Annotated in this window: 18 protein-coding genes; 5 read left to right on the plus strand and 13 right to left on the minus strand. The window is 39.2% G+C overall.

The annotated features are described in order from the left end of the window. Window positions 1–117: 117 nt before the first annotated feature. Complete coding sequence (locus MHH44_RS15030; RefSeq protein ID WP_065215512.1) at window positions 118–1086, plus strand: AI-2E family transporter; 969 nt, start codon at window positions 118–120, stop codon at window positions 1084–1086. Here the strand turns inward: MHH44_RS15030 and MHH44_RS15035 are convergent. The 8 genes from MHH44_RS15035 to MHH44_RS15070 form a co-directional block, all read right to left on the minus strand. Further along, window positions 1070–1459, minus strand: a complete 390-nt coding sequence (locus MHH44_RS15035) for an FxsA family protein (protein ID WP_340798954.1) — start codon at window positions 1457–1459, stop codon at window positions 1070–1072. The two genes, MHH44_RS15030 and MHH44_RS15035, sit on opposite strands and share 17 nt — an antisense overlap. Window positions 1460–1855: 396 nt before the next feature. Beyond that, window positions 1856–3616 (minus strand): pyruvate kinase, encoded by a 1761-nt coding sequence (pyk, locus tag MHH44_RS15040; protein WP_008407762.1) that lies wholly within the window; start codon window positions 3614–3616, stop codon window positions 1856–1858. Window positions 3617–3644: 28 nt separating this feature from the next. Then, entirely contained in the window at window positions 3645–4604 is a 960-nt protein-coding gene (gene pfkA, locus MHH44_RS15045) for a 6-phosphofructokinase (protein ID WP_014823118.1), read from the minus strand. Window positions 4605–4759: 155 nt separating this feature from the next. After that, a complete protein-coding gene (gene accA, locus MHH44_RS15050; protein ID WP_008407766.1) occupies window positions 4760–5716 on the minus strand; it encodes an acetyl-CoA carboxylase carboxyl transferase subunit alpha in 957 nt (318 codons plus the stop codon). Then, a complete protein-coding gene (gene accD / locus MHH44_RS15055) occupies window positions 5709–6581 on the minus strand; it encodes an acetyl-CoA carboxylase, carboxyltransferase subunit beta (protein WP_014823117.1) in 873 nt (290 codons plus the stop codon). Before accD ends, accA begins: the two co-directional genes overlap by 8 nt. Before the next feature lie 26 nt (window positions 6582–6607). Next, window positions 6608–7243 carry a FadR/GntR family transcriptional regulator gene (locus MHH44_RS15060; RefSeq protein ID WP_008407768.1) on the minus strand — a complete coding sequence of 212 codons (636 nt, stop codon included), beginning with the start codon at window positions 7241–7243 and terminating at the stop codon, window positions 6608–6610. A gap of 239 nt (window positions 7244–7482) precedes the next feature. Next, the gene (dnaE, locus tag MHH44_RS15065; RefSeq protein ID WP_340798955.1) at window positions 7483–10557 is read right to left on the minus strand and encodes a DNA polymerase III subunit alpha; all 3075 of its coding nucleotides are present in this window, start codon (window positions 10555–10557) and stop codon (window positions 7483–7485) included. 19 nt (window positions 10558–10576) lie between these two features. Further along, a complete protein-coding gene (locus tag MHH44_RS15070; protein ID WP_340798956.1) occupies window positions 10577–11521 on the minus strand; it encodes a DHH family phosphoesterase in 945 nt (314 codons plus the stop codon). 92 nt (window positions 11522–11613) lie between these two features. On the opposite strand from MHH44_RS15070, the gene MHH44_RS15075 reads away from it, so the two are divergent. Further along, window positions 11614–11925 (plus strand): YtpI family protein, encoded by a 312-nt coding sequence (locus MHH44_RS15075; protein WP_340798957.1) that lies wholly within the window; start codon window positions 11614–11616, stop codon window positions 11923–11925. A 48-nt stretch (window positions 11926–11973) separates the two neighbouring features. On the opposite strand, the gene MHH44_RS15080 is transcribed toward MHH44_RS15075, so the two are convergent. Both MHH44_RS15080 and MHH44_RS15085 read right to left on the minus strand, forming a co-directional pair. Continuing rightward, window positions 11974–13281 carry a DRTGG domain-containing protein gene (locus MHH44_RS15080; protein ID WP_340798958.1) on the minus strand — a complete coding sequence of 436 codons (1308 nt, stop codon included), beginning with the start codon at window positions 13279–13281 and terminating at the stop codon, window positions 11974–11976. Between the two features lie 215 nt (window positions 13282–13496). Continuing rightward, a complete protein-coding gene (locus MHH44_RS15085; RefSeq protein ID WP_340798959.1) occupies window positions 13497–14177 on the minus strand; it encodes a metal-dependent hydrolase in 681 nt (226 codons plus the stop codon). A gap of 117 nt (window positions 14178–14294) precedes the next feature. Here MHH44_RS15085 and MHH44_RS15090 point away from each other — a divergent pair, with 117 nt between their 5' ends. Together MHH44_RS15090 and MHH44_RS15095 are read left to right on the plus strand one after the other, a co-directional pair. Beyond that, complete coding sequence (locus tag MHH44_RS15090; RefSeq protein WP_340798960.1) at window positions 14295–15383, plus strand: M24 family metallopeptidase; 1089 nt, start codon at window positions 14295–14297, stop codon at window positions 15381–15383. Window positions 15384–15564: 181 nt separating this feature from the next. Next, on the plus strand, window positions 15565–16200 hold the full coding sequence (locus tag MHH44_RS15095; protein WP_340798961.1) for a 5,10-methylene tetrahydromethanopterin reductase: 636 nt from the start codon (window positions 15565–15567) through the stop codon (window positions 16198–16200). Between the two features lie 71 nt (window positions 16201–16271). Here the strand turns inward: MHH44_RS15095 and ald are convergent, their stop codons facing one another. Further along, a complete protein-coding gene (ald, locus tag MHH44_RS15100) occupies window positions 16272–17405 on the minus strand; it encodes an alanine dehydrogenase (protein WP_340798962.1) in 1134 nt (377 codons plus the stop codon). 335 nt (window positions 17406–17740) lie between these two features. On the opposite strand from ald, the gene MHH44_RS15105 reads away from it, so the two are divergent. Next, complete coding sequence (locus tag MHH44_RS15105; protein ID WP_340798963.1) at window positions 17741–18187, plus strand: universal stress protein; 447 nt, start codon at window positions 17741–17743, stop codon at window positions 18185–18187. Between the two features lie 66 nt (window positions 18188–18253). Here the strand turns inward: MHH44_RS15105 and MHH44_RS15110 are convergent, their stop codons facing one another. Then, window positions 18254–19195, minus strand: coding sequence for a class I SAM-dependent methyltransferase (locus MHH44_RS15110; RefSeq protein WP_340798964.1), 942 nt, complete (start codon window positions 19193–19195; stop codon window positions 18254–18256). A 142-nt stretch (window positions 19196–19337) separates the two neighbouring features. Next, window positions 19338–19844 (minus strand): thiol peroxidase, encoded by a 507-nt coding sequence (gene tpx / locus MHH44_RS15115; protein WP_008407787.1) that lies wholly within the window; start codon window positions 19842–19844, stop codon window positions 19338–19340. Between the last annotated feature and the right edge of the window lie 119 nt (window positions 19845–19963).

Below are 19963 nucleotides of genomic sequence, written 5' to 3' on the forward strand. Positions count from 1 at the left end.
TTGTGAATGAATTAGTAGGATTTTAGGAAAAAATCACATATGTGATAGAATTCACGCAAAAAAGAGAATTTATAATTTGTAATGAGTTAATAAAGGTATTAATTAGGAGTGAGATAAATGGATTATACAAATAAAACAAACCAATGGCTAGTAAAAAGTAGGAACATTATCGTTCTTCTACTTTATTTTGTCCTTTTTTATTTCATTCCTCCTATTATTTTCGGTCTATTTTTCGCTTATTTACTGTTTCCCGTCTTCCTCTTTTTCAAACAGCAATTTAAACTACCATTCTTTCTCGTTGTCATTATACTTTCGGTATTTTTATTCTCGGTTGTCGTCTCTGTGATCATGCTGATTATTCATAGCTTTATCACCATTCTCCCTCAGCTGCAGTCAACACTCTTATCTTTGGATAGCACCTATATGAAACATCCGCTTCTTCCGTTTATTGTTGAGAAGCTCCAAAGTTTTATAAGGGACTTGCTGTTTTACACAATCAATTTTATAAAAAATAGTTTTCAATCTATATTTGAGTTTTTTATTTTCATTGTCACATTCTACTTCGCATTGATGGAGAGCTATAAAAACCGATTATGGTTTTTTGCTTACATACCGAAAGCTTATCGCACTACATGGGCACGCTACTTCCAAAAAGGTATGGAGCTTATCGGCCGCTTTATCGTTGTGGAAATGCAATTGTTTACACTGACGTTTATCCTGCTATGTATTGGATTTTATTTTTTAAAGTTTGAAGCATTTGTAATTAAAGCTTTTTTAATTGCCTTTGCAGATTGCCTGCCTTTTTTAGGAATCGGCATTTTCCTTATTCCAGTTTCTATTTACTATTTTATTGTAGACGAACCGATGATAGGCATTGCCATATTAGTTCTGTACTTTATGGTACAAATGATAAGGCAGCTAACTGAATCCATGCTCTGGTCACATACGTTGCATTTACGTATGATCCACACATTTCTAATCAGCGCTGCCTCAGTTTTACTATTTGGTTTTTACGGAATCATCCTTAGTCCAATCTTACTGATGATTGCCATTAAGGTAAAACAACATGCTATTTTTGCAAAATAACGACTTGGCCTCTTTTCATCTTTTTACGTAAATAGTAGAAGATGACCGGTTTAAACAGATTTCGCGTAATTCCTGAAACAAATAATATTCCGAGAATATCCGTAATAAAGCCAGGTACCGCCAAAAGTACACCGCCAACAAAAATCATAAATGTCTCAATGACCGGTACTGCAGGAGGCTGACCTTGCTGCATACTCTTTTGAATATCCTGTATAGATTTTGTCCCACGTTTTTTGGCAATTAGCAGTCCTGCTATGGATGTGAAAATAATTAATAACAATGTATAGAAAACACCGATTGCATTTCCAATTACGATAAATACCGCAATTTCAGCAAATAATAGTGCCAGTAATCCAAATAATATCTTTTTCATTTATGAACCTCCTCTTCTTCTATTTTATACGAAACAGCTAGTAAAAAGTTTCAAAAAGAGGGTATGACAAAAAAACAAGAGGCTGAGACATAACCCAAAAATGCTATTTTTCTCTCTGAGAGAAAAATAGCATTTTTTTGCTGGGCGTTAAAAATTGATTTCCATTCCGGGTCGGACGCTTTCCGCGGGCGTGAGGCCAACAGGATGTTGGTCACAAAAGCATTGCCACAGGACGTGGCGTTCTTAGCTTTTGTTCCTAGTCTCAGGCGTCACGCTGTTCCCGCTGGAGTCGCCTCCCCTCCATTCCAATCAATTTTATAAAATATCCGTTACTTAATAAGATTTTTCTCTTATCCCATGGCACCTCTATTTATGTTCCAGCACCATTTATTAATCTTAAAGAACGCTGGCATGTCCTTTATAAATAACACCAGTTTCAGCATCCATTGTAATTTCCTGTCCGTGCTGAATTAAAGTAGTTGCTTCTTTTACACCGACAATAACAGGAATTCCTAAGCTTAAGCCGACTACAGCCGCGTGGGATGTTAGCCCACCTTCTTCCGTAATAATACCTGCGCATTTTTCAATTGCCGGCATCATTTCACGGTCAGAGCCTACTGTTACAATAATTGCTCCTTCTGTGTCGTAAGCCAATGCTTCGGCTGCATTGTTGGCGATGATTGCATTACCAACAACTGACAGTTTACCAATACCTTGTCCACGTGCCAATAAGTCACCGATGACATGTACTTTCATTAAGTTCGTTGTACCTGCTTCGCCAACTGGAAGACCTGCAGTAATAACAACTACATCACCATGGCTGACAAATTCATGTTTTAGCGCTTCATCAACTGATAACTCTAAAATCTCATCCGTTGTAGTAACACGCTGCGTTAAAATTGGTTTAACGCCCCATACTAATGTCAATTTCTGTGCAACATTAGGCTGACTTGTAACTGCGATAATTGATACACCTGGTCGATATTTTGCAATCATTCTTGCAGTATTTCCGCTTTCGGTTGGAGCTAATACTGCTTTAACACCAAGGTTAATTGAAGTATAGGCAACCGCCTGTGAAATAGCTTCTGTCATATTTGCTTCTTTTTCACGGCTTCGTTTTGATACAATTGCTCGGTAATCCAATGCGTTTTCCGTACGAATCGCAATTTTGTTCATTGTAGCTACAGACTCTACCGGATAAAGACCAGCTGCTGTTTCTCCTGAAAGCATGATTGCATCTGTGCCATCCATAATCGCGTTTGCAACGTCTGATGCTTCTGCACGAGTTGGACGTGGATTGCGCTGCATGGAGTCAAGCATTTGTGTAGCTGTAATAACAGGCTTGCCGACTTGGTTACATTTTCGGATTAATGATTTTTGTACTAATGGTACTTCTTCTGCAGGAATCTCTACACCTAAGTCACCACGTGCCACCATTAAACCGTCTGAAACTTCAATGATTTCATCAATGTTGTCAACGCCTTCTTGGTTTTCGATTTTAGGGATAATTTGAATGTGGCTGCCGTTATTTTGTTCCAGCAGCTCTCGAATTTCGAGTACATCCTTTGCAGTACGAACAAATGAAGCCGCGATGAAATCGATCCCTTGCTCAATACCGAATAAAATATCCGCTGCATCTTTGTCAGTAATACCCGGTAATTTCACAGAAACACCCGGTACATTCACACCTTTTTTATTTTTTAAAATACCGGCGTTTTCAACGATTGTATGAATTAAACCTTGCTCGCTATCTTTCGCAAGTACACGCAATTCGATTAAGCCGTCATCCAATAAAATTATATCGTTTTGATCTACGTCTTCAATCAGCTGATCGTATGTGATGGAGAAACGTGATTCATTTCCTAAAACTTCTGTCATCGAAATATCGATTACTTGTCCTGTTACTAAATGCAACTCACCGTTTTCCATTGAGTGTGTTCTGATTTCAGGTCCTTTTGTGTCCAATAAAATTCCAACCGGTTTTTTCATGCGTTCTGCTGCATCACGAATTGCAGCAATACGATTCGCATGTTCCTCATGATTTCCGTGTGAGAAGTTTAAACGGGCAACATTCATCCCTGCCTCAATTAACTTTTCTAACATTTCTGGTGATTCACTAGCCGGTCCAATAGTACAAACAATTTTAGTTTTTCTCATAGTTTTGTCATCTCCGTTTTTATGCACTTTAAATTGAAAGCTCTTTTGATAATGTATACAAACTTAAATCTGCCTGGTGCTTAGTTTCAAATGCTTTTCTTAAATCATAATCGATTATAGCGTGATTTTTCACGCCAACTGCTCTACCACCTTTGTTTTCCAACAATAGCTCTACCGCTCTTGCACCAAATCTTCCTGCTAAAACGCGGTCCCGAGCCGATGGAGACCCTCCTCGTTGTATATGACCTAATACCGATGTCCGAATTTTAATCCCTGTGCGTTCTTCTAAAAGGTTCGCCAGTTTATGACCATTCATTACACCTTCAGCTACAATAATAATACTGTGGCGCTTTCCACGAGCTACTCCACGCTCAAGACGTGTAACAATATCATCCAGATCATACGCCTCTTCCGGTATTAAAATCGATTCTGCACCAGCTGCCAAACCTGCCCAAAGAGCAATGTCTCCTGCGTCGCGGCCCATTACTTCAATAACAAACGTATTTTCATGACTTGTTGCCGTATCTCGGATTTTATCGATCGATTCAACGACTGTATTCAGTGCTGTATCAAAGCCAATCGTATATTCTGTACCGGGTACATCATTGTCGATTGTACCCGGAATACCCACACATGGGAATCCTTTATCAGTTAATTGCATTGCTCCACGATAAGTACCATCTCCGCCAATGACGACTAAACCTTCGATTCCCTCTTCTTTCATGCGTTCGATTGCTCTATATTGTATATCATCCTGCTTAAATTCAGGGAAACGTGCTGAATACAGTTTCGTTCCGCCTCTTTGAATAATATCGCCAACAGAACCAATATCTAAAAGTTCAAAGTTCCCATTATAGAGTCCTTCATAACCATGATATACACCGACAACATCAACATTATGAAAACGCGCTTTACGAACGACTGCACGAATAACAGCATTCATTCCAGGTGCGTCTCCACCACTCGTTAAAACCGCAATCTTCTTCATACGACCTTTTCCTCCTATTACGCTGTTACTATCCACATTAACAGAAAACACGCTCATATGTAACTATTCTAGAAAACAAATTGAAATGCTTTTGAAAAAAATGAAGAATGCGCTCACACGCATTCTTCGTAGTACAATACTGTTATAAAACAACCTTATTGTTCTATATATTGTCCAATATTTTTAAATTTCATATAACGATTTTCAACTAATTGATCTGCACTCTCTTTATTTAGGTCATTAAGAATGTTTGTAAGATATTCTTTCATAAAGATCGCCTGCTGCTCAACATCCTTATGGGCACCGCCGGCAACTTCCGGAATAATTCCATCAATTACTTTAAGCTCCTTTAAATCAAGTGCTGTTATTTTCATCGCTTCAGCAGCCTCTTTCGCATAGCTTGCATCTTTCCATAAAATTGATGCAGCTCCTTCTGGAGAAATTACGGAATACGTTGAATTCTCAAGCATCAAAATTTTATTTGCCACTCCAAGTGCAAGTGCACCGCCGCTTCCACCTTCACCAATTACAATACTAATGATCGGTACCCGAATACCGGCCATTTCAAACAAATTACGCGCAATCGCTTCACTTTGGCCACGTTCCTCGGCTGCTTTGCCCGGATATGCACCTTTCGTATCTATAAAGCAAATAATTGGGCGTTTGAATTTTTCTGCCTGTTTCATTAAACGTAACGCCTTGCGGTAACCTTCCGGATGAGGCATACCAAAATTCCGGCGAATATTTTCCTTTGTCGTTTTTCCGCGCTGGTGTCCAATAATCGTAATGGGCTGACCATTAAACGATGCAATTCCGCCAACAATTGCTGCATCATCTTTAAATGTACGATCCCCATGCACTTCGATAAAATCTTCAAAAATTCGTTCAATATATTCCAGTGTCGTCGGACGATCAGCATGACGGGCTACTTGCACACGGTGCCAAGGTTCCATATTGGCATATACGCTTTTTTCAAGTTCCTCCAAGCGTGTTTCCAACTTTTCAATTTCCCCTGTCATATCGACATCTGCTTCCGTGGCAATTGTTTTTAACTCTACAATTTTTTCACGAAGTTTTACAACCGGTTCTTCAAATGCCATTAATTTAGACATGCGATACGCCTCCTTGTACATGCAATTTAACAATTGTTGCAATTTTGTCGCGCATTTCTGTTCGGTTAAAAATTGCATCAAGCTGTCCATGATCTAATAAAAATTCTGCTGTCTGGAAATCATCCGGTAACTTTTCACGTACCGTTTGTTCTATTACACGACGCCCCGCAAACCCTATCAGACTTTGAGGCTCTGCAATATTATAATCACCGATCGATGCAAAACTTGCTGATACACCACCTGTAGTCGGATGCGTCAAAATTGAAATATATAGTAGGCCTTCCTCGCTATGGCGTTTTAGAGCCACACTCGTTTTTGCCATTTGCATTAATGATAATACGCCTTCTTGCATACGTGCACCGCCACTTGCCGTATAGATAATAAACGGCACTTTCAGCTCTGTCGCCTTTTCTACAGCGCGTGTAATTTTTTCACCAACAACTGATCCCATAGACCCCATACGGAAATGCGAATCCATTACCGCTACAACAACCTGCATCCCTTTTAATGCACCTACACCTGTTAATACAGCTTCGTTTAACCCTGTTTTCTTAATATCCGCTTCCACTTTTTCCACATATGCAGGGAAGTTTAACGGATTTGTTGTTTGAAGATGATCGTCCATTGATACAAACGAACCTTCATCTAAAAAACAGGCGATTCTTTCATTGGCTGTCAAAGTAAAATGATGCTGACATTTCGCGCATACTTTTAAGTTTTTTTCGAGTTCTTTTGTGACATGAATCGTTTTACATTTTGGACATTTTGTCACGATGCCTTCCGGAAAGGATTTTTCATCTTCTTTTCTAGTAATATTATCAGTATTTTTTTTACGACTAATTGTAAATAAATCACGAATTGCCATCGTAATCCCCCTTTATATTGACGTAATCATTCTTTAATAATGATCATCCATTTTTCATATGAATCAATTGCTTCTTGTATATATCCCATTTGCAATGAAGCAAGCAGTATTTTTAATTCCATTTTCTCTTCTTCTGTAATTTCATTTGCCGATAGATTATTGCTGAACGAAAGAAGCTGGAGCCAAATTTTTAATGCGAGGCGGTTCCCTGAAACGATCATACATTCACGAAGTATGTCTTCTCGTTTTAACTCCTGCCCAAGTTCTACCTTTACAAAAAAGCTCTCCCAAATCGGCAGTGCCCTTAAATTGTCAGACTGGCAAATAATTCGAATCGCTTCTTTTTCGAGCATTTGTCTTGTTGCATGCACATCCGCGATCGATTTTTCGTCCTGTAATATAAAAGAGCTGACAATTTCAACAAACTGATGGTGTTGCATACTTGACAAATATGTACCACCGCCATGCCTTGTTTCGATCAAGCCAAGTAACTCCAGACTGCGTAATGCTTCCCGAACCGAAGACCTTCCCACTTGTAGCTGCTCGCTTAACATTCTTTCTGAAGGAAGCTTTTGCCCTTCCTGAATATTTTGTTCTTCAATTAAATCGTGTAATTGCTTAACAATTTGAATAAACATCTTTTTTGCGGGCTTATCTTCCAAATTTTTCACCTCACCGTGTCCTACGCATTCCATTATTATTAACAAAAGTGGTCAGACCAGTTACTAAAGTAAGAATACAAAATGTTTTTCTCATTGTAAAGAGAAAATGTAAAACTTATATTTTATATATAATAAAATTTGCGAATATATAACTAGATTTCCGTTTTTTCGATAAATTTAGCTGAACCCATATAAAAAGAGCGCCTCTAAAGCTATTAGAAAGCGCTCTTTATTGCTATTTATTTTATAATAATCTGTTTAACTTTTATTTGTTGTTTATTAAATCGGTGCTCGTAAAAGCCCTCTATATAAAGCAATCCTTCTTCTCGGATTTTCCCGACAACTTGTTCATATTCTTTCGGGAACAAGGTTAAGGATACTGTTCCATACTCATCTTCCATTTGTACAAATGCCATCAATTCACCGCGCTTTGTGCGGAGCTGGCGCATTTCCCTGACTTGACCGATCATTTTTACAAATGCATTGTCTTTATGTTGCGCCAATGTTTGAACAGTTGCCGTTACTTCAGGAAAATGGCTTCGTAATTTTACAATCGGATGGTCTGATAAATAAAAACCGAGCACATCCTTTTCGTATTGCAGCTTGACTTTCTCAGGTATTGGCGATGTTTCACTATATTTCGGTTTGCCAAATGCGAGTAATGCCCCTTCAAACAAGTCATCCCCGCCAGGTCGTACGAAATCGGCTTGTTTTTGTGCACCTTCGATTGTTGCGAGTAATGTTGCACGATCCTTCCCGAATTCATCAAGTGCACCTGCTTTAATGAGCGGTTCGATAGTTTTTCTGTTGAAATTCGCTGTCGTCAATGTCACTGCCAAATCAAATATAGAATCAAACGGCTTTTGTCTTTCTTCACGCGCGCATAACAGTTTTTGCATAAACGGCTGCGGCACACCTTTAATCGCAGACAAACTAAACCTTATTTTCCCGCTTTCCACTTTAAAGTGACGCATACTTCGATTAATTGACGGCGGCAGAATTTCGATGCCCTTTGCTTTTGCCTCCATTAAAATTTGCGAAAGCTTTTCCGGATTCCCCGTTGCATTCGTCAGGAGGGCAGCGTAAAAATTGACCGGATAATGGGCTTTCAAGTACGCCATGTGATAGGAAATAACACTATAGGCAACGGCATGGCTTTTCGGGAAGCCATAATCGGCGAACCGGACAATTAATGCATATACTTCTTCGGCTGTCTCCTGTGTATAGCCCTTTATTATAGCACCTTTTACGAAGGATGCCCGCTGCTGTTCCAGTACATCCCGCTTCTTTTTACTCACAGCACGACGGAGCAAATCAGCTTGTCCAAAAGAAAAGCCCGCCATCACATTCGCAATGCGCATAATTTGCTCCTGATAAATAATAACGCCGTATGTTTCTTCCAAAATCGACGTTAAATGCGGATGTGGCATAATGACCTGCTCTTTTTTATGCTTTCTTCTTGCATACATTGGGATAAATTCCATCGGACCTGGTCGATACAATGCATTGACTGCAACAATATCTAAAAAGTGGGTCGGTTTAATTTCACGGAGTGCATTTTTCATGCCATCCGACTCCAGCTGGAAAATGCCATTCGTGTCTCCATTTTGTAAAAGCTCAAATGTCTTCTCATCATTGAGCGGAATTTGATTAAAATTGATTTGAGTATTATGGGTAAACTGTATCGACTTCCGTATTTGTTCTAGTATCGTCAAATTACGGAGTCCCAAAAAATCAATTTTTAATAGTCCGTTTTGCTCCACTTCCTGCATCGGCCACTGTGTTAAAAATATCCCGTCATGGCCTTCTTCAATTGGTACGACATCGACTAATGGAACAGGACTTAAAACAACCCCTGCTGCGTGTGTCGACGCATTCCTTGGAAGTCCTTCCAATCGAAGGGATGTTTGAAACCATTTTTGGCGTATTGGCTCTGCTGTAACCCATGCCCTTAAGTTTTCCGACATTGCATAGGCTTCTTTCAGTGTAATACCGGGCTTATTCGGTATCAGCTTAGAAATCATTTCCAGTGCTTCACTTTCGAAATTAAACATACGGGCAACATCCCGGGCAACCGCCTTGGCAGAAAGTGTACCGAACGTAATAATTTGTGCGACATATTGTTTGCCGTATTTTTTTGCAACATATTGAATTACTTCATTCCGTCTCGTATCTAAAAAGTCGATATCGATATCCGGCAGTGTAATACGCTCAGGATTTAAAAAACGTTCAAACAGTAAATCGTATTGCAATGGATCCACCTGTGTAATCTCGAGTGCAAATGCGACAAGAGAAGACGCGGAAGAACCACGGCCAGGACCCGTTAAAATTTGTGCTTCACGGGCAAACTGTATAAAGTCGGCAACAATCAGAAAATAATCTGAATAGCCCATCGACTGAATAACATGCATCTCATAGTTCATCCGTTCAACATACTGGCTTGGCAATGTGTGCGTATTTAAACGTCGCTGTAAACCAGTCGCTACTTGCTGCTGCAGCAAGTTTTCCGCCGTTTCACCTTCTCCGACAGGAAACTTCGGCATATAAACATGATTTGTGTTGATTTCAATTTGACAGCTTAGTAATAATTTTTCCATTTGTACGAGCCATTGTTGCTGATCATGAAATTTTTGCCGCCATTGTTCGGCTGTCAGTAAATGATTTTCCTGTTTATTGCTTTCTTCAGCATCATTCAGCTTTACCCCGGTATGGATGGCCTGTGCCACTTCATAGGCAAAAAAGTCCTCTTCATTAAAAAACAGACTTTCATGTGTTGCGACAATCGGCAGAGCATTTTTTTCGGCGAGCTGCACTGCCGTACTTTCAAAACTTATTGTTTCGGATAAACGGGAAATCCCGATATATATTTCATGCGGATTGGCCTTAACAATTTCTGCCAGTAGTGGTTCGGCTTCCTGTTGCAGCCATATAGCCTGCTGTTCAAGCGCGGGAATCATAAAAGCAATTCCCTTTCCATATGCGAGCAGCCACCTTAACGGGATCGTCTGCTCCGGTCGAATGGAAATGCTGCTGGAGATTTTCAACAAATTACGATAACCTTCGTTTGTTTTTGCATATAAAACAAGCGGCAACGATTGATCTTCCGTCAATTCGAGCTGAATCGTCAACCCTGCTACCGGATGAATACCGGCCCTTTTCATTTCAAACCAAAAAGGCAAAAGACCGTACAATTTCGTATTAACAATTGCACAGCTTTTTGCCTTTTGCTGATGTAAAAAAGGGATGAGCTCTTCGATACGAATTGTACTTTTCAATAAATCTGCACTTGTCCGTACTTGCGGATATACAGTCACCCATCATCCCTCCATCATATTATTTATATTCACTGCAAATGACCTTTAAATCTTCAATTACTTGATCTGCCTCTTCCCATGAATATGCTGTAGCACCAGATGCCAGCGGATGCCCGCCGCCATTATATTTTTTCGCCAGGCCGTTAATAACCGGACCTTTCGAACGGATACGAACGCGGATTGTATCATTATCCTCGATGAACATCACCCATGCACGGATATTCTTTACATTGCCCAATGAACTGACTAATAGGGATGTTTCAGAAGGAGTAGCATCAAATTGCTGTAAAATAGTTGCAGGCAATTTAATCGATGCCGCACCGTTTTCATCCATTTCAAAATGCTGGTATATATAACCTTGAAGGTTTAATAGTTTGCGTTCCATTTCGTACATACCATCAAATACTTCATTACGGTCGAAATTATATTGTACAAGGTGTCCTGCTGTTTCAAATGTTTTCGGACCCGCACTTGGGTATAAGAATCGCCCAGTATCACCGACAATTCCCGCGAATAACAGGCGTGCCGCTTCATCGGACATCTTCCAGTCTGCATACACTTTGCCTTCTTCATAAAGGTCATATATCATTTCACTGCATGAACTAGCATCCGTATCCACCCATAATAAATCACCATAAGCATCATCATTCGGATGGTGGTCGATTTTAATAAGAAAGTCGCCATTCATATAGCGCTGATCATCAATACGTTCTGTATTCGCAGTATCGGTCACAATAATCAGTGCATCTTTAAACTGCGAATCTTCAATTTGCTCCGGAGATGCCATGAATGATAGTGAATGATCATGCTCACCAACCGTGTAAACTGCTTTCTCAGGATAATTTGCCCGTATTAACTCAGCCAACCCTATTTGTGAACCGTACGCATCCGGATCCGGTCGTACATGGCGATGCAGTACAATTGTTTCATATTGTTTAATTTTGTCAATAATTTCATGTTTCAATACATTTCCTCCTCGTGCATATTGAATACCTATATCATTTTCCACTAAAAATCGTTACAATATTTAGTAGTTTAGCTATTAGGAGGTTCAATATGGTCTATTTAAATTTTCTGTTTGTTGCCTGTATTATAGCATCACTCGTATTTTATTTTTATTTCAAAACAAAGCAGTTCCGTTCGACATTACCAATCCGTCGTAAATGGTATACTGCGAAAGCCGGGGTTGCGCTTGCCGCATTTCTCGTCTTCTTTGGTCTGAATGCAACGATTCTGTATCCGGATATTCTCGGGTTTGCGGTTGCAGCTATTTTCCTTATCATTGGTGCAGGTTTAGGTGTGAATAACTATAAACGCATGCAGCATGAAGGCCGATACATAAAAGAGGAATACGAACTAAACAGGTAAAAGAACGGGGTCTGTCGAAAGTGCCTCACTTTCAGCAAGACCCTTTTTTTATCGTTCTAACAGCTGGAATGTCATCATCGCTTTTCCTACGAGATTTGTCGCACTATATACTTCAAAATCCATTTTCACGAACTTACGGGACATGTCCAAAATTCTAGGACGGACCGTTAAAACGCTTTCCATCTGAACTGGCTTGATGAAGTAAATATTCATATTTTCCACTACTGCTTCCCCGCGCTTACGTCGCTTTAATGCAAATGCACCAACTTCTGATAACAGGATTGTAAACGCACCGTATGAAATCGCACCAAACTGGTTTGTCATTTGTGGTGTAACCGTAAATTCCACTTCAATGTCCTCTTCACCCATGACGCGCATTTCATTTTTTACTAAATCATCAATTGTTTCGCCATGCTGAGGTTGTCGCTGTGCTAATTGAATCGCCTTTAATACGTCCTGGCGACTGATAACCCCTTTTAATAAGCCTTCCTCATCAATGACAGGGAGCAAGTCGATTCCTTCCCAAATCATTCGGTGACCTGCTGAAGCGACACTCGTTTTCATCGAAGCAGCAATCGGGTTCTTCGTCATAACCTTATCAATCGGCTCTGATTCTTCCTTCCCGATTACGTCTTTACTCGTAATCATGCCGACAAGCCTGTTTTGGCCTGTTACTACAGGGAAAGCACCATGTGTCGTACGACGGTTCTGTCTATGGAAATCTGCAATTGTATCATTATTTTTTAATACAGCCGTATCTTCCATCGGGACATATACATCTTCAATCAGTAATATGTCTTTTTTAATCAGCTGATCATAGATGGCGCGGTTGATCATTGTTGCAACTGTAAATGTATCATACGATGTTGAAATAATCGGCAAGTCCAATTCGTCGGCCAGCTCTTTATTGGATTCAGTAGTATCAAATCCGCCTGTAATTAATACAGCAGCCCCTGTTTTCAATGCGTATTCATGTGCCTGTGTCCGGTTACCGACAATGAGCAGACTCCCTGCATCAGTATAGCGCATCATATCATCAAGCTTCATCGCACCAATTACAAATTTCGTCAATGTTTTATGGAGACCTGACTTTCCACCTAAAACTTGTCCATCTATAATATTTACAATTTCAGCAAATGTTAAGCGTTCAATATTTTCTTTCTTTTTCTTTTCAATACGAATCGTTCCTACACGTTCGATTGAACTTACAAGACGTCGGTTTTCAGCTTCTTTAATCGCTCGGTAAGCTGTCCCTTCACTCACTTGCATTTCCTTTGCAATTTGACGAACCGAAATTTTATCGCCAACTGGTAGTGATTCAATGTATTGTAAAATCTTCTCGTGTTTCGTTGACAATTACATCACCTATTTCTCATCATTCATTTATGTCTTTAGTGTACCATATTTAAACAGCGCAATTATACTATTTTCAATACATATACCCGTATAATTGCTTATAAATGTAAGAAAAAGCTAAAGGAATAAATAAGACAAACTGCCCAACAAATAGAGTGCTGGGCAGTTTAAGTGTTAAGTATGCATTTTACAATTGATATGCGGTCAGCCGGAAATTAGAATTTCACAAATTCCCCTGGCTGCAATACTTGGACTTCTGCGCCTTTAACAAGTTTCGCAAAGTCGGCAGGGTCTTGCTGGATGGGCGGGAATGTATTGTAATGAACCGGCACAACAACTTTTGGTTTTAATAATGAAACTGCATAAGCTGCATCTTCAGGTCCCATTGTAAAATTGTCGCCAATCGGTAAAAAGGCGATGTCAATTGGATGACGCTTCCCGATTAACTCCATATCACCAAACAATGCAGTATCACCTGCATGGTAAATTGTTTTCCCTTCTGCCGTAAATAAAATTCCGGCAGGCATTCCCATATAGATAATTTCTTTGTTTTCCGTTACGTATGAAGAGCCATGGAACGCCTGAGTAAATTTCACTTTTCCGAAATCAAATTGACGGGAACCACCAATATGCATATTGTGGACTCTGCATCCTTGCCAGCCTAAATAGTCCGCAAGCTCATTTGGCGCAACTACCAGTGCATCATGCGTTTTTGCCAATTGAACAGTATCCCCAACATGATCATTATGTCCATGCGTCAGTAAAATGACATCCGGTTTTTCATTTTCAACCTTTAAATCTGTTTGTCCATTTCCATTTATGAAAGGATCAATTAAAATCGTTGTTCCATTTGTCACAACCTTTACAACGGAATGTCCGTGAAATGAAATCTGCATCTAACATACCTCCTAAAATAACCTTCCTTGTATTATTCGATATTTATGCATAATTCTCCTTTTTTTGATATGCTTATACCGAGAATTCATTTATTGAATAACAAAGGAGTTTATACAATGTCGAAATTGAAACAATTACAAATTCATTTAACTGAAAATGATTGGGATGCTGCTTTTATAACAACACCTGACAATGTCTTTTACTTTTCCGGTTTTAGAAGTGAGCCACATGAACGGTTACTTGGAGTCATGGTATTTAAGGATGCAGATCCATTTTTAATTTGTCCGAAGATGGAAGTACCGGATGCAGTCGCTGCAGGATGGGCTTTCGATGTTGTCGGACATGAAGATACAGAAAACGCCTGGGATGTCGTTGCAAAAACTGTCACGGGTCGCAACGTTGCATTTGATACATTGGCTATCGAGAAATCGCATTTAACGGTTGAGCGTTTGGAAGCAATCCAAGAACGTTATGAACAACTGAAGTTTGTAAACATTGATGAAAAAATTAACGCGCTTCGAATTTCAAAAGATGAAACGGAACTTGAAAAATTACGTAAAGCTGCCCAGTTAGCAGACTATGCCATTCAAGTAGGCTGTGATGCAATTGCAGAAGGCGTAACAGAAATGGAAATTTTAAATACAATTGAATCGGCAATTAAGGCAAAAGGCTATGCAATGAGCTTCGATACAATGGTATTGGCAGGAGAAAAAGCAGCTTCCCCTCATGGTACACCTGGAAATCGTAAAGTTAAAAAAGGTGACCTGATCTTATTTGACCTAGGTGTTATTTACGAGGGGTATTGTTCAGATATTACGCGAACAGTAGCATTCGGCCAGCCAAATGACGAGCAGATTGAAATTTACAATGCTGTCCGCCGCTCAAACGAAGCAGCAATTGACGCTGTTAAACCAGGAGTACGCGCAATGGACTTGGATAAAATTGCCCGCGATGTTATTACAGATGCAGGGTATGGACAATACTTCACACACCGTTTAGGTCACGGACTGGGTATTTCTGTACACGAATTCCCGTCAATCAACGGTGCCAATGAATTTGTTCTAAATGAAGGTACAGTATTTACAATCGAACCCGGCATTTATAAAACGGATGTTGCAGGTGTTCGTATCGAAGATGATGTAGTTGTAACAAAAGATGGTGTAGAAATACTTACATCATTCACTAAAGAACTTGTAATTTTATAATATATTAGTTAATTTGATTGTATAGAAACTATTAAATTTGCATATACTAAGCGAGTGGCCCTTTTTATAGGGTTGCTCGCTTTTTATTTTCCACTTTACAGTTTTTAACTTGTTTTCGATAAGCAAAAATGAGGAATAGGATATTAATTATTTAATAATAACCGAAAGGAAGTGGTGCATTATGAAAAAATGGTCTTTTACAACGCTACTTATAATTGTGCTTACACTGATGCCGATAAGTCAAATTGAATGGAATACGGAAGCCGAAGCAAGTCCAGCGGTTAAGGCCAATAATCAAGTCATTTCAAATATTGCAGCACCCAACAAAGCGGTAAAAGAAAAAGCTCCTGTATCGAATACAGGGTTTTTGCCAAAAGTAAATCGTAGTTATACGTATAAACCATCATTTGAAGATGCAGGACCAAAAACATATACTGCTTCTAAAAATGAATCGATTGATAACTCCGTAGAATTATTGGAAGATGATTATATCGGCTATACGTATATTGAAAATCAGAAGCAGCTTTCATTAGGTGTTGCCTATTCAGATATATTTTTCTTCTCATTAAGCTATCCGATGAAAGAAAAGACAACAATTTCCGATACGGATTATTCATATGACGGCAATACTGAGACAACTCCGGTTTATGTTGAAAGCACAAGTGCAACAGTTAAAACTAAAGCAGGAACTTTCAATAATGTAGTCGTCTTAAAGTATCCAAATGGCTCGAAAATCTACTTGGCAAAAGATCACGGTATTATCCGCATCACCGATTTTGAAGGTAATATTACAACTGAATTAATCTCAGTTAAATAAAAATCACCCTACAAAAAAACCGCTACACTTGGTTTCGTCAACCGTAGCGGTTTTTTGCTGTAAAATATTTATTAATTTAATCCTGTCAGTGCTCCTAATACATCTTCCACTTCTGCATATGGCAGCCCCTGTGCGTCTGCTACTGCACGGTATACAACTTTACCCTCTAGTGTATTGACACCGCGTTTTAATGCCAAGTTGTCCAGGCATGCACGTAAAAAGCCTTTATTCGCAATTTGTAATGCATAAGGTACCGTATTATTTGTTAATGCGATTGTCGATGTACGTGGAACCGCACCTGGCATATTTGCCACTGTATAGTGCACGACACCATGTTTCACAAATGTAGGATTGTCATGCGTTGTTACTTTTTCTGATGTTGCGAAACAGCCGCCTTGGTCTATTGCAATATCAACAACAACAGATCCTGGTGACATCGATTGGATCATTTCCTCAGTAACTAATTTTGGTGCCTTCGCTCCTGGAATAAGCACTGAGCCGATTACTAAATCAGCAGAACGAACAGCATCTGCAATATTATACGGATTGGAAATTAATGTTTGAACATCACGCCCGAACAAATCATCTAGCTGACGTAATCGTTCAGGATTCAAATCGATAATCGTAACGTCTGCTCCCATCCCGACTGCTACTTTAGCTGCATTCGTTCCGGCAATACCACCGCCAATTACAGTTACTTTACTGCGAGGAACGCCTGATACACCACCAAGCAAGATGCCTTTACCGCCTGGCAGCTTTTCTAAATAATGTGCGCCGATTTGTGTTGCCATTTTACCTGCTACTTCACTCATCGGTGTTAATAATGGTAAAGAACCGTTTGATAATTGAACTGTTTCATAGGCAATACCGATTACGCGATTTTCAAGTAAAGCTTTAGTCAACTCAGGCTCAGGTGCTAAATGTAAGTACGTAAATAATATTAACCCTTCACGGAAATACTTGTATTCACTTTGCACAGGCTCTTTTACTTTTAGAACCATTTCTCCTGCCCATGCTTCAGCTGCTGTTTGCACAATATGGGCACCTGCGTCAATATAGTCCTGATCCGTAAATGCAGAACCTAATCCTGCACCTGTTTCGATATATACTTCATGACCATTTGCGATTAATGACAATACCCCTGCAGGAGTCATTGCAACTCGATTTTCGTTGTTCTTTATCTCTTTCGGTACCCCTATTTTCAATCTAATTCCTCCCTTTAACTATCACTTAGAAATATGCTTAACATAAATCAAATCCATTTTACCAATTTTAACAGTAAATTAGTAGATAATTTTGAATGTAAATTCTATTCCGAAAAAAGACTCTTTAATTATGTCTTTCAACTGTAAAGAATCCTATATTATTTAGTTGTGGAAAATATTTTATGATAGCGAAAGTATATTATTAACCATAAACAAAAAAATTGTGACTAATTCATGGAAGTTATTGTATTTCACTTATATTTCATCGTAGGAAGTATGTTCTTCGGAAAATTATTTGGTATAATATAGTTATAGATAATTAGGAGGTATGGAAAATGGCAAACCATTATAAAAGTATTGTAGTAGCAGTAGACGGCTCAAAAGAAGCAGAATATGCATTCCGCAAATCAATCGATGTGGCAAAACGTAATGAAGGTGCAACAATCAACCTAGTAAATGTTATCGATACACGTTCTTTCGCAGCTATAGAAGCGTATGACCGTTCAATTGCTGAGCGTGCTCAACAACATTCTGAGGAATTGTTAAACGGCTACAAAAAACAAGCTGAAGCAGAAGGCGTTGAAAACGTTAACCTGATTATTGAATATGGCTCTCCTAAAAATATTATTACAAAAGATCTTTCAAAAGTTGTAGAAGCAGATTTAATTATTTGTGGCGCAACTGGTTTAAATGCTGTTGAACGTTTTCTGATTGGTTCTGTGTCAGAAGCAATCGTACGTTCAGCTACATGTGACGTATTAGTTATCCGTACTCCAGAGTGATTTAAATTAGCAAAATACAAAATGCCATCTTCTCAATATGAGTCGATGGCATTTATCATTTATCATCTATCGTTTCTGATTATTACTTTCTTTCCACATGCTGACTTTTTCAAAGAACATAGCCAGCGCATCACGGTTTGACATATTTGGTACTTTTGCCAATAAAACCTCACGCGGTGCTTTTAACTGCTCACTTTGCTTTTGTAAGATTAAAATACTTTTCTCATGTGCTTTTGATGAAAACAGGTTTTCCGGCAATTGGATGACCGCCTGAATCCATGCATGTCCTTTAATATACTGGTGAAGCTGTTTTGCCTGATCTGATTCGAATAAGTTTGCCGGAATGAGGAAAAATCCAAATCCACCTTCTTTTGTATAATTTAAAGATTGCTCGATAAACAAATGGTGTGCGTAGCTCATTCCCTCTGCCGCGCATAATTCGTAGTCAAGTGCTACTTCTTCATTCGGATAATATCCTACAGGCAAGTCGCAAACTACCGCATCGACCGGATCCACTAACAGTTTTTCAAGGGCATCTTGACGGAATAGTGTAACAGGTTGTTCGATCAGATCGCCTGTTGCTGCCGCCAGCCGAATTAATAAATCATCGACTTCCACTCCTGAAGCAGCCACTTTCCCTTCCAGCGCATTCATGACCGTAAAGAGTAGATTCCCTGTACCGAGTGCCGGGTCCACAATAGAAATCGTCCCATCCGATAATTCCTGGTCAAAACACTGCTCTACAAAATGGCTTACAATCAGCCCCAGAGTATCCGGGGTCATTTGGTGGTTCGGCTGCGCACTTTTACGCATCCCTTTTAAAATCGCAATTTGGATTGCTTTACGCATATCTTCCTTCGTTGCACCTTCTACTTGCCACTCAAATTTCCCGTCCAGTGTATCTTCCAGTGTTTGCAGTAACGCTTCCAAATAATCGTGATCCTGCTGCGCTGCGAGATTTTCTGCATTGTCATTAATATATTTGAAAATTTGTTCAAACTTTTCCATTCAACTAGCTCCCCCATTCCATTCATTTGGATTTCTCGCCGAATTGCGACATATCCACTAAATGAACAACCCACTCAATGATCATTGAGTGGGTGTTAATTATACATGTAATTACTTTACAACAAAATCGTTCAAAACGAAATTATTTTGCAAGAGCTTTTACTGCTTCGATTGCAGCATCATAGTTCGGGTGGTCTGTACCTTCTGGAACATATTCCACATAAGCAACTTTGCCAGTTTCATCAACAACAAAAATTGAACGTGCTAAAAGGCGTAATTCTTTCATATGTACGCCATATGCTTCACCGAATGATGCATCGCGGTGGTCTGATACTGTTACAACATTATCGATACCCGCAGCTCCACACCAACGTTTTTGAGCAAATGGTAAATCCATTGACACTGTATAAATTACAACATTGTCACCTAAGTTAGCCGCCGCTTCGTTAAATGTACGAGTTTGCTTATCACAAACACCTGTATCCAATGAAGGAACAACTGAGAATAATCGAATTTTACCTTCAGAATCTTTTAAAGTTACTTCTGATAAATCGTTTGCAACCACTGTAAAGTCCGGTGCTTGATCACCAACTTTTACCTCATTACCGATTAGTGTTACTGGACTGTTTTTAAATGTTACTTGTGCCATATTAAACGCCTCCTTTATATTCCCTAATATTACTAAAAAAGATTTAGCAATTGCAACTAACTGAGCTTATATTCATTAAATAAAGAAGAGAAAAAGAAAAGAGCTGTTTTTATAAGACG

Source organism: Solibacillus sp. FSL K6-1126, assembly GCF_038003445.1.
GTDB lineage: Bacteria > Bacillota > Bacilli > Bacillales_A > Planococcaceae > Solibacillus > Solibacillus silvestris.

Coding starts and splice junctions, on each gene's coding strand:
- MHH44_RS15095 (WP_340798961.1), top strand. CDS start 15,565: ATGAAAAAATGGTCTTTTACAACGCTACTTATAATTGTGCTTACACTG.
- MHH44_RS15110 (WP_340798964.1), bottom strand. CDS start 19,195: ATGGAAAAGTTTGAACAAATTTTCAAATATATTAATGACAATGCAGAA.
- pyk (WP_008407762.1), bottom strand. CDS start 3,616: ATGAGAAAAACTAAAATTGTTTGTACTATTGGACCGGCTAGTGAATCA.
- pfkA (WP_014823118.1), bottom strand. CDS start 4,604: ATGAAGAAGATTGCGGTTTTAACGAGTGGTGGAGACGCACCTGGAATG.
- accD (WP_014823117.1), bottom strand. CDS start 6,581: ATGGCAATTCGTGATTTATTTACAATTAGTCGTAAAAAAAATACTGAT.
- accA (WP_008407766.1), bottom strand. CDS start 5,716: ATGTCTAAATTAATGGCATTTGAAGAACCGGTTGTAAAACTTCGTGAA.
- MHH44_RS15035 (WP_340798954.1), bottom strand. CDS start 1,459: ATGAAAAAGATATTATTTGGATTACTGGCACTATTATTTGCTGAAATT.
- MHH44_RS15105 (WP_340798963.1), top strand. CDS start 17,741: ATGGCAAACCATTATAAAAGTATTGTAGTAGCAGTAGACGGCTCAAAA.
- MHH44_RS15030 (WP_065215512.1), top strand. CDS start 118: ATGGATTATACAAATAAAACAAACCAATGGCTAGTAAAAAGTAGGAAC.
- tpx (WP_008407787.1), bottom strand. CDS start 19,844: ATGGCACAAGTAACATTTAAAAACAGTCCAGTAACACTAATCGGTAAT.
- MHH44_RS15090 (WP_340798960.1), top strand. CDS start 14,295: ATGTCGAAATTGAAACAATTACAAATTCATTTAACTGAAAATGATTGG.
- MHH44_RS15075 (WP_340798957.1), top strand. CDS start 11,614: ATGGTCTATTTAAATTTTCTGTTTGTTGCCTGTATTATAGCATCACTC.
- MHH44_RS15085 (WP_340798959.1), bottom strand. CDS start 14,177: ATGCAGATTTCATTTCACGGACATTCCGTTGTAAAGGTTGTGACAAAT.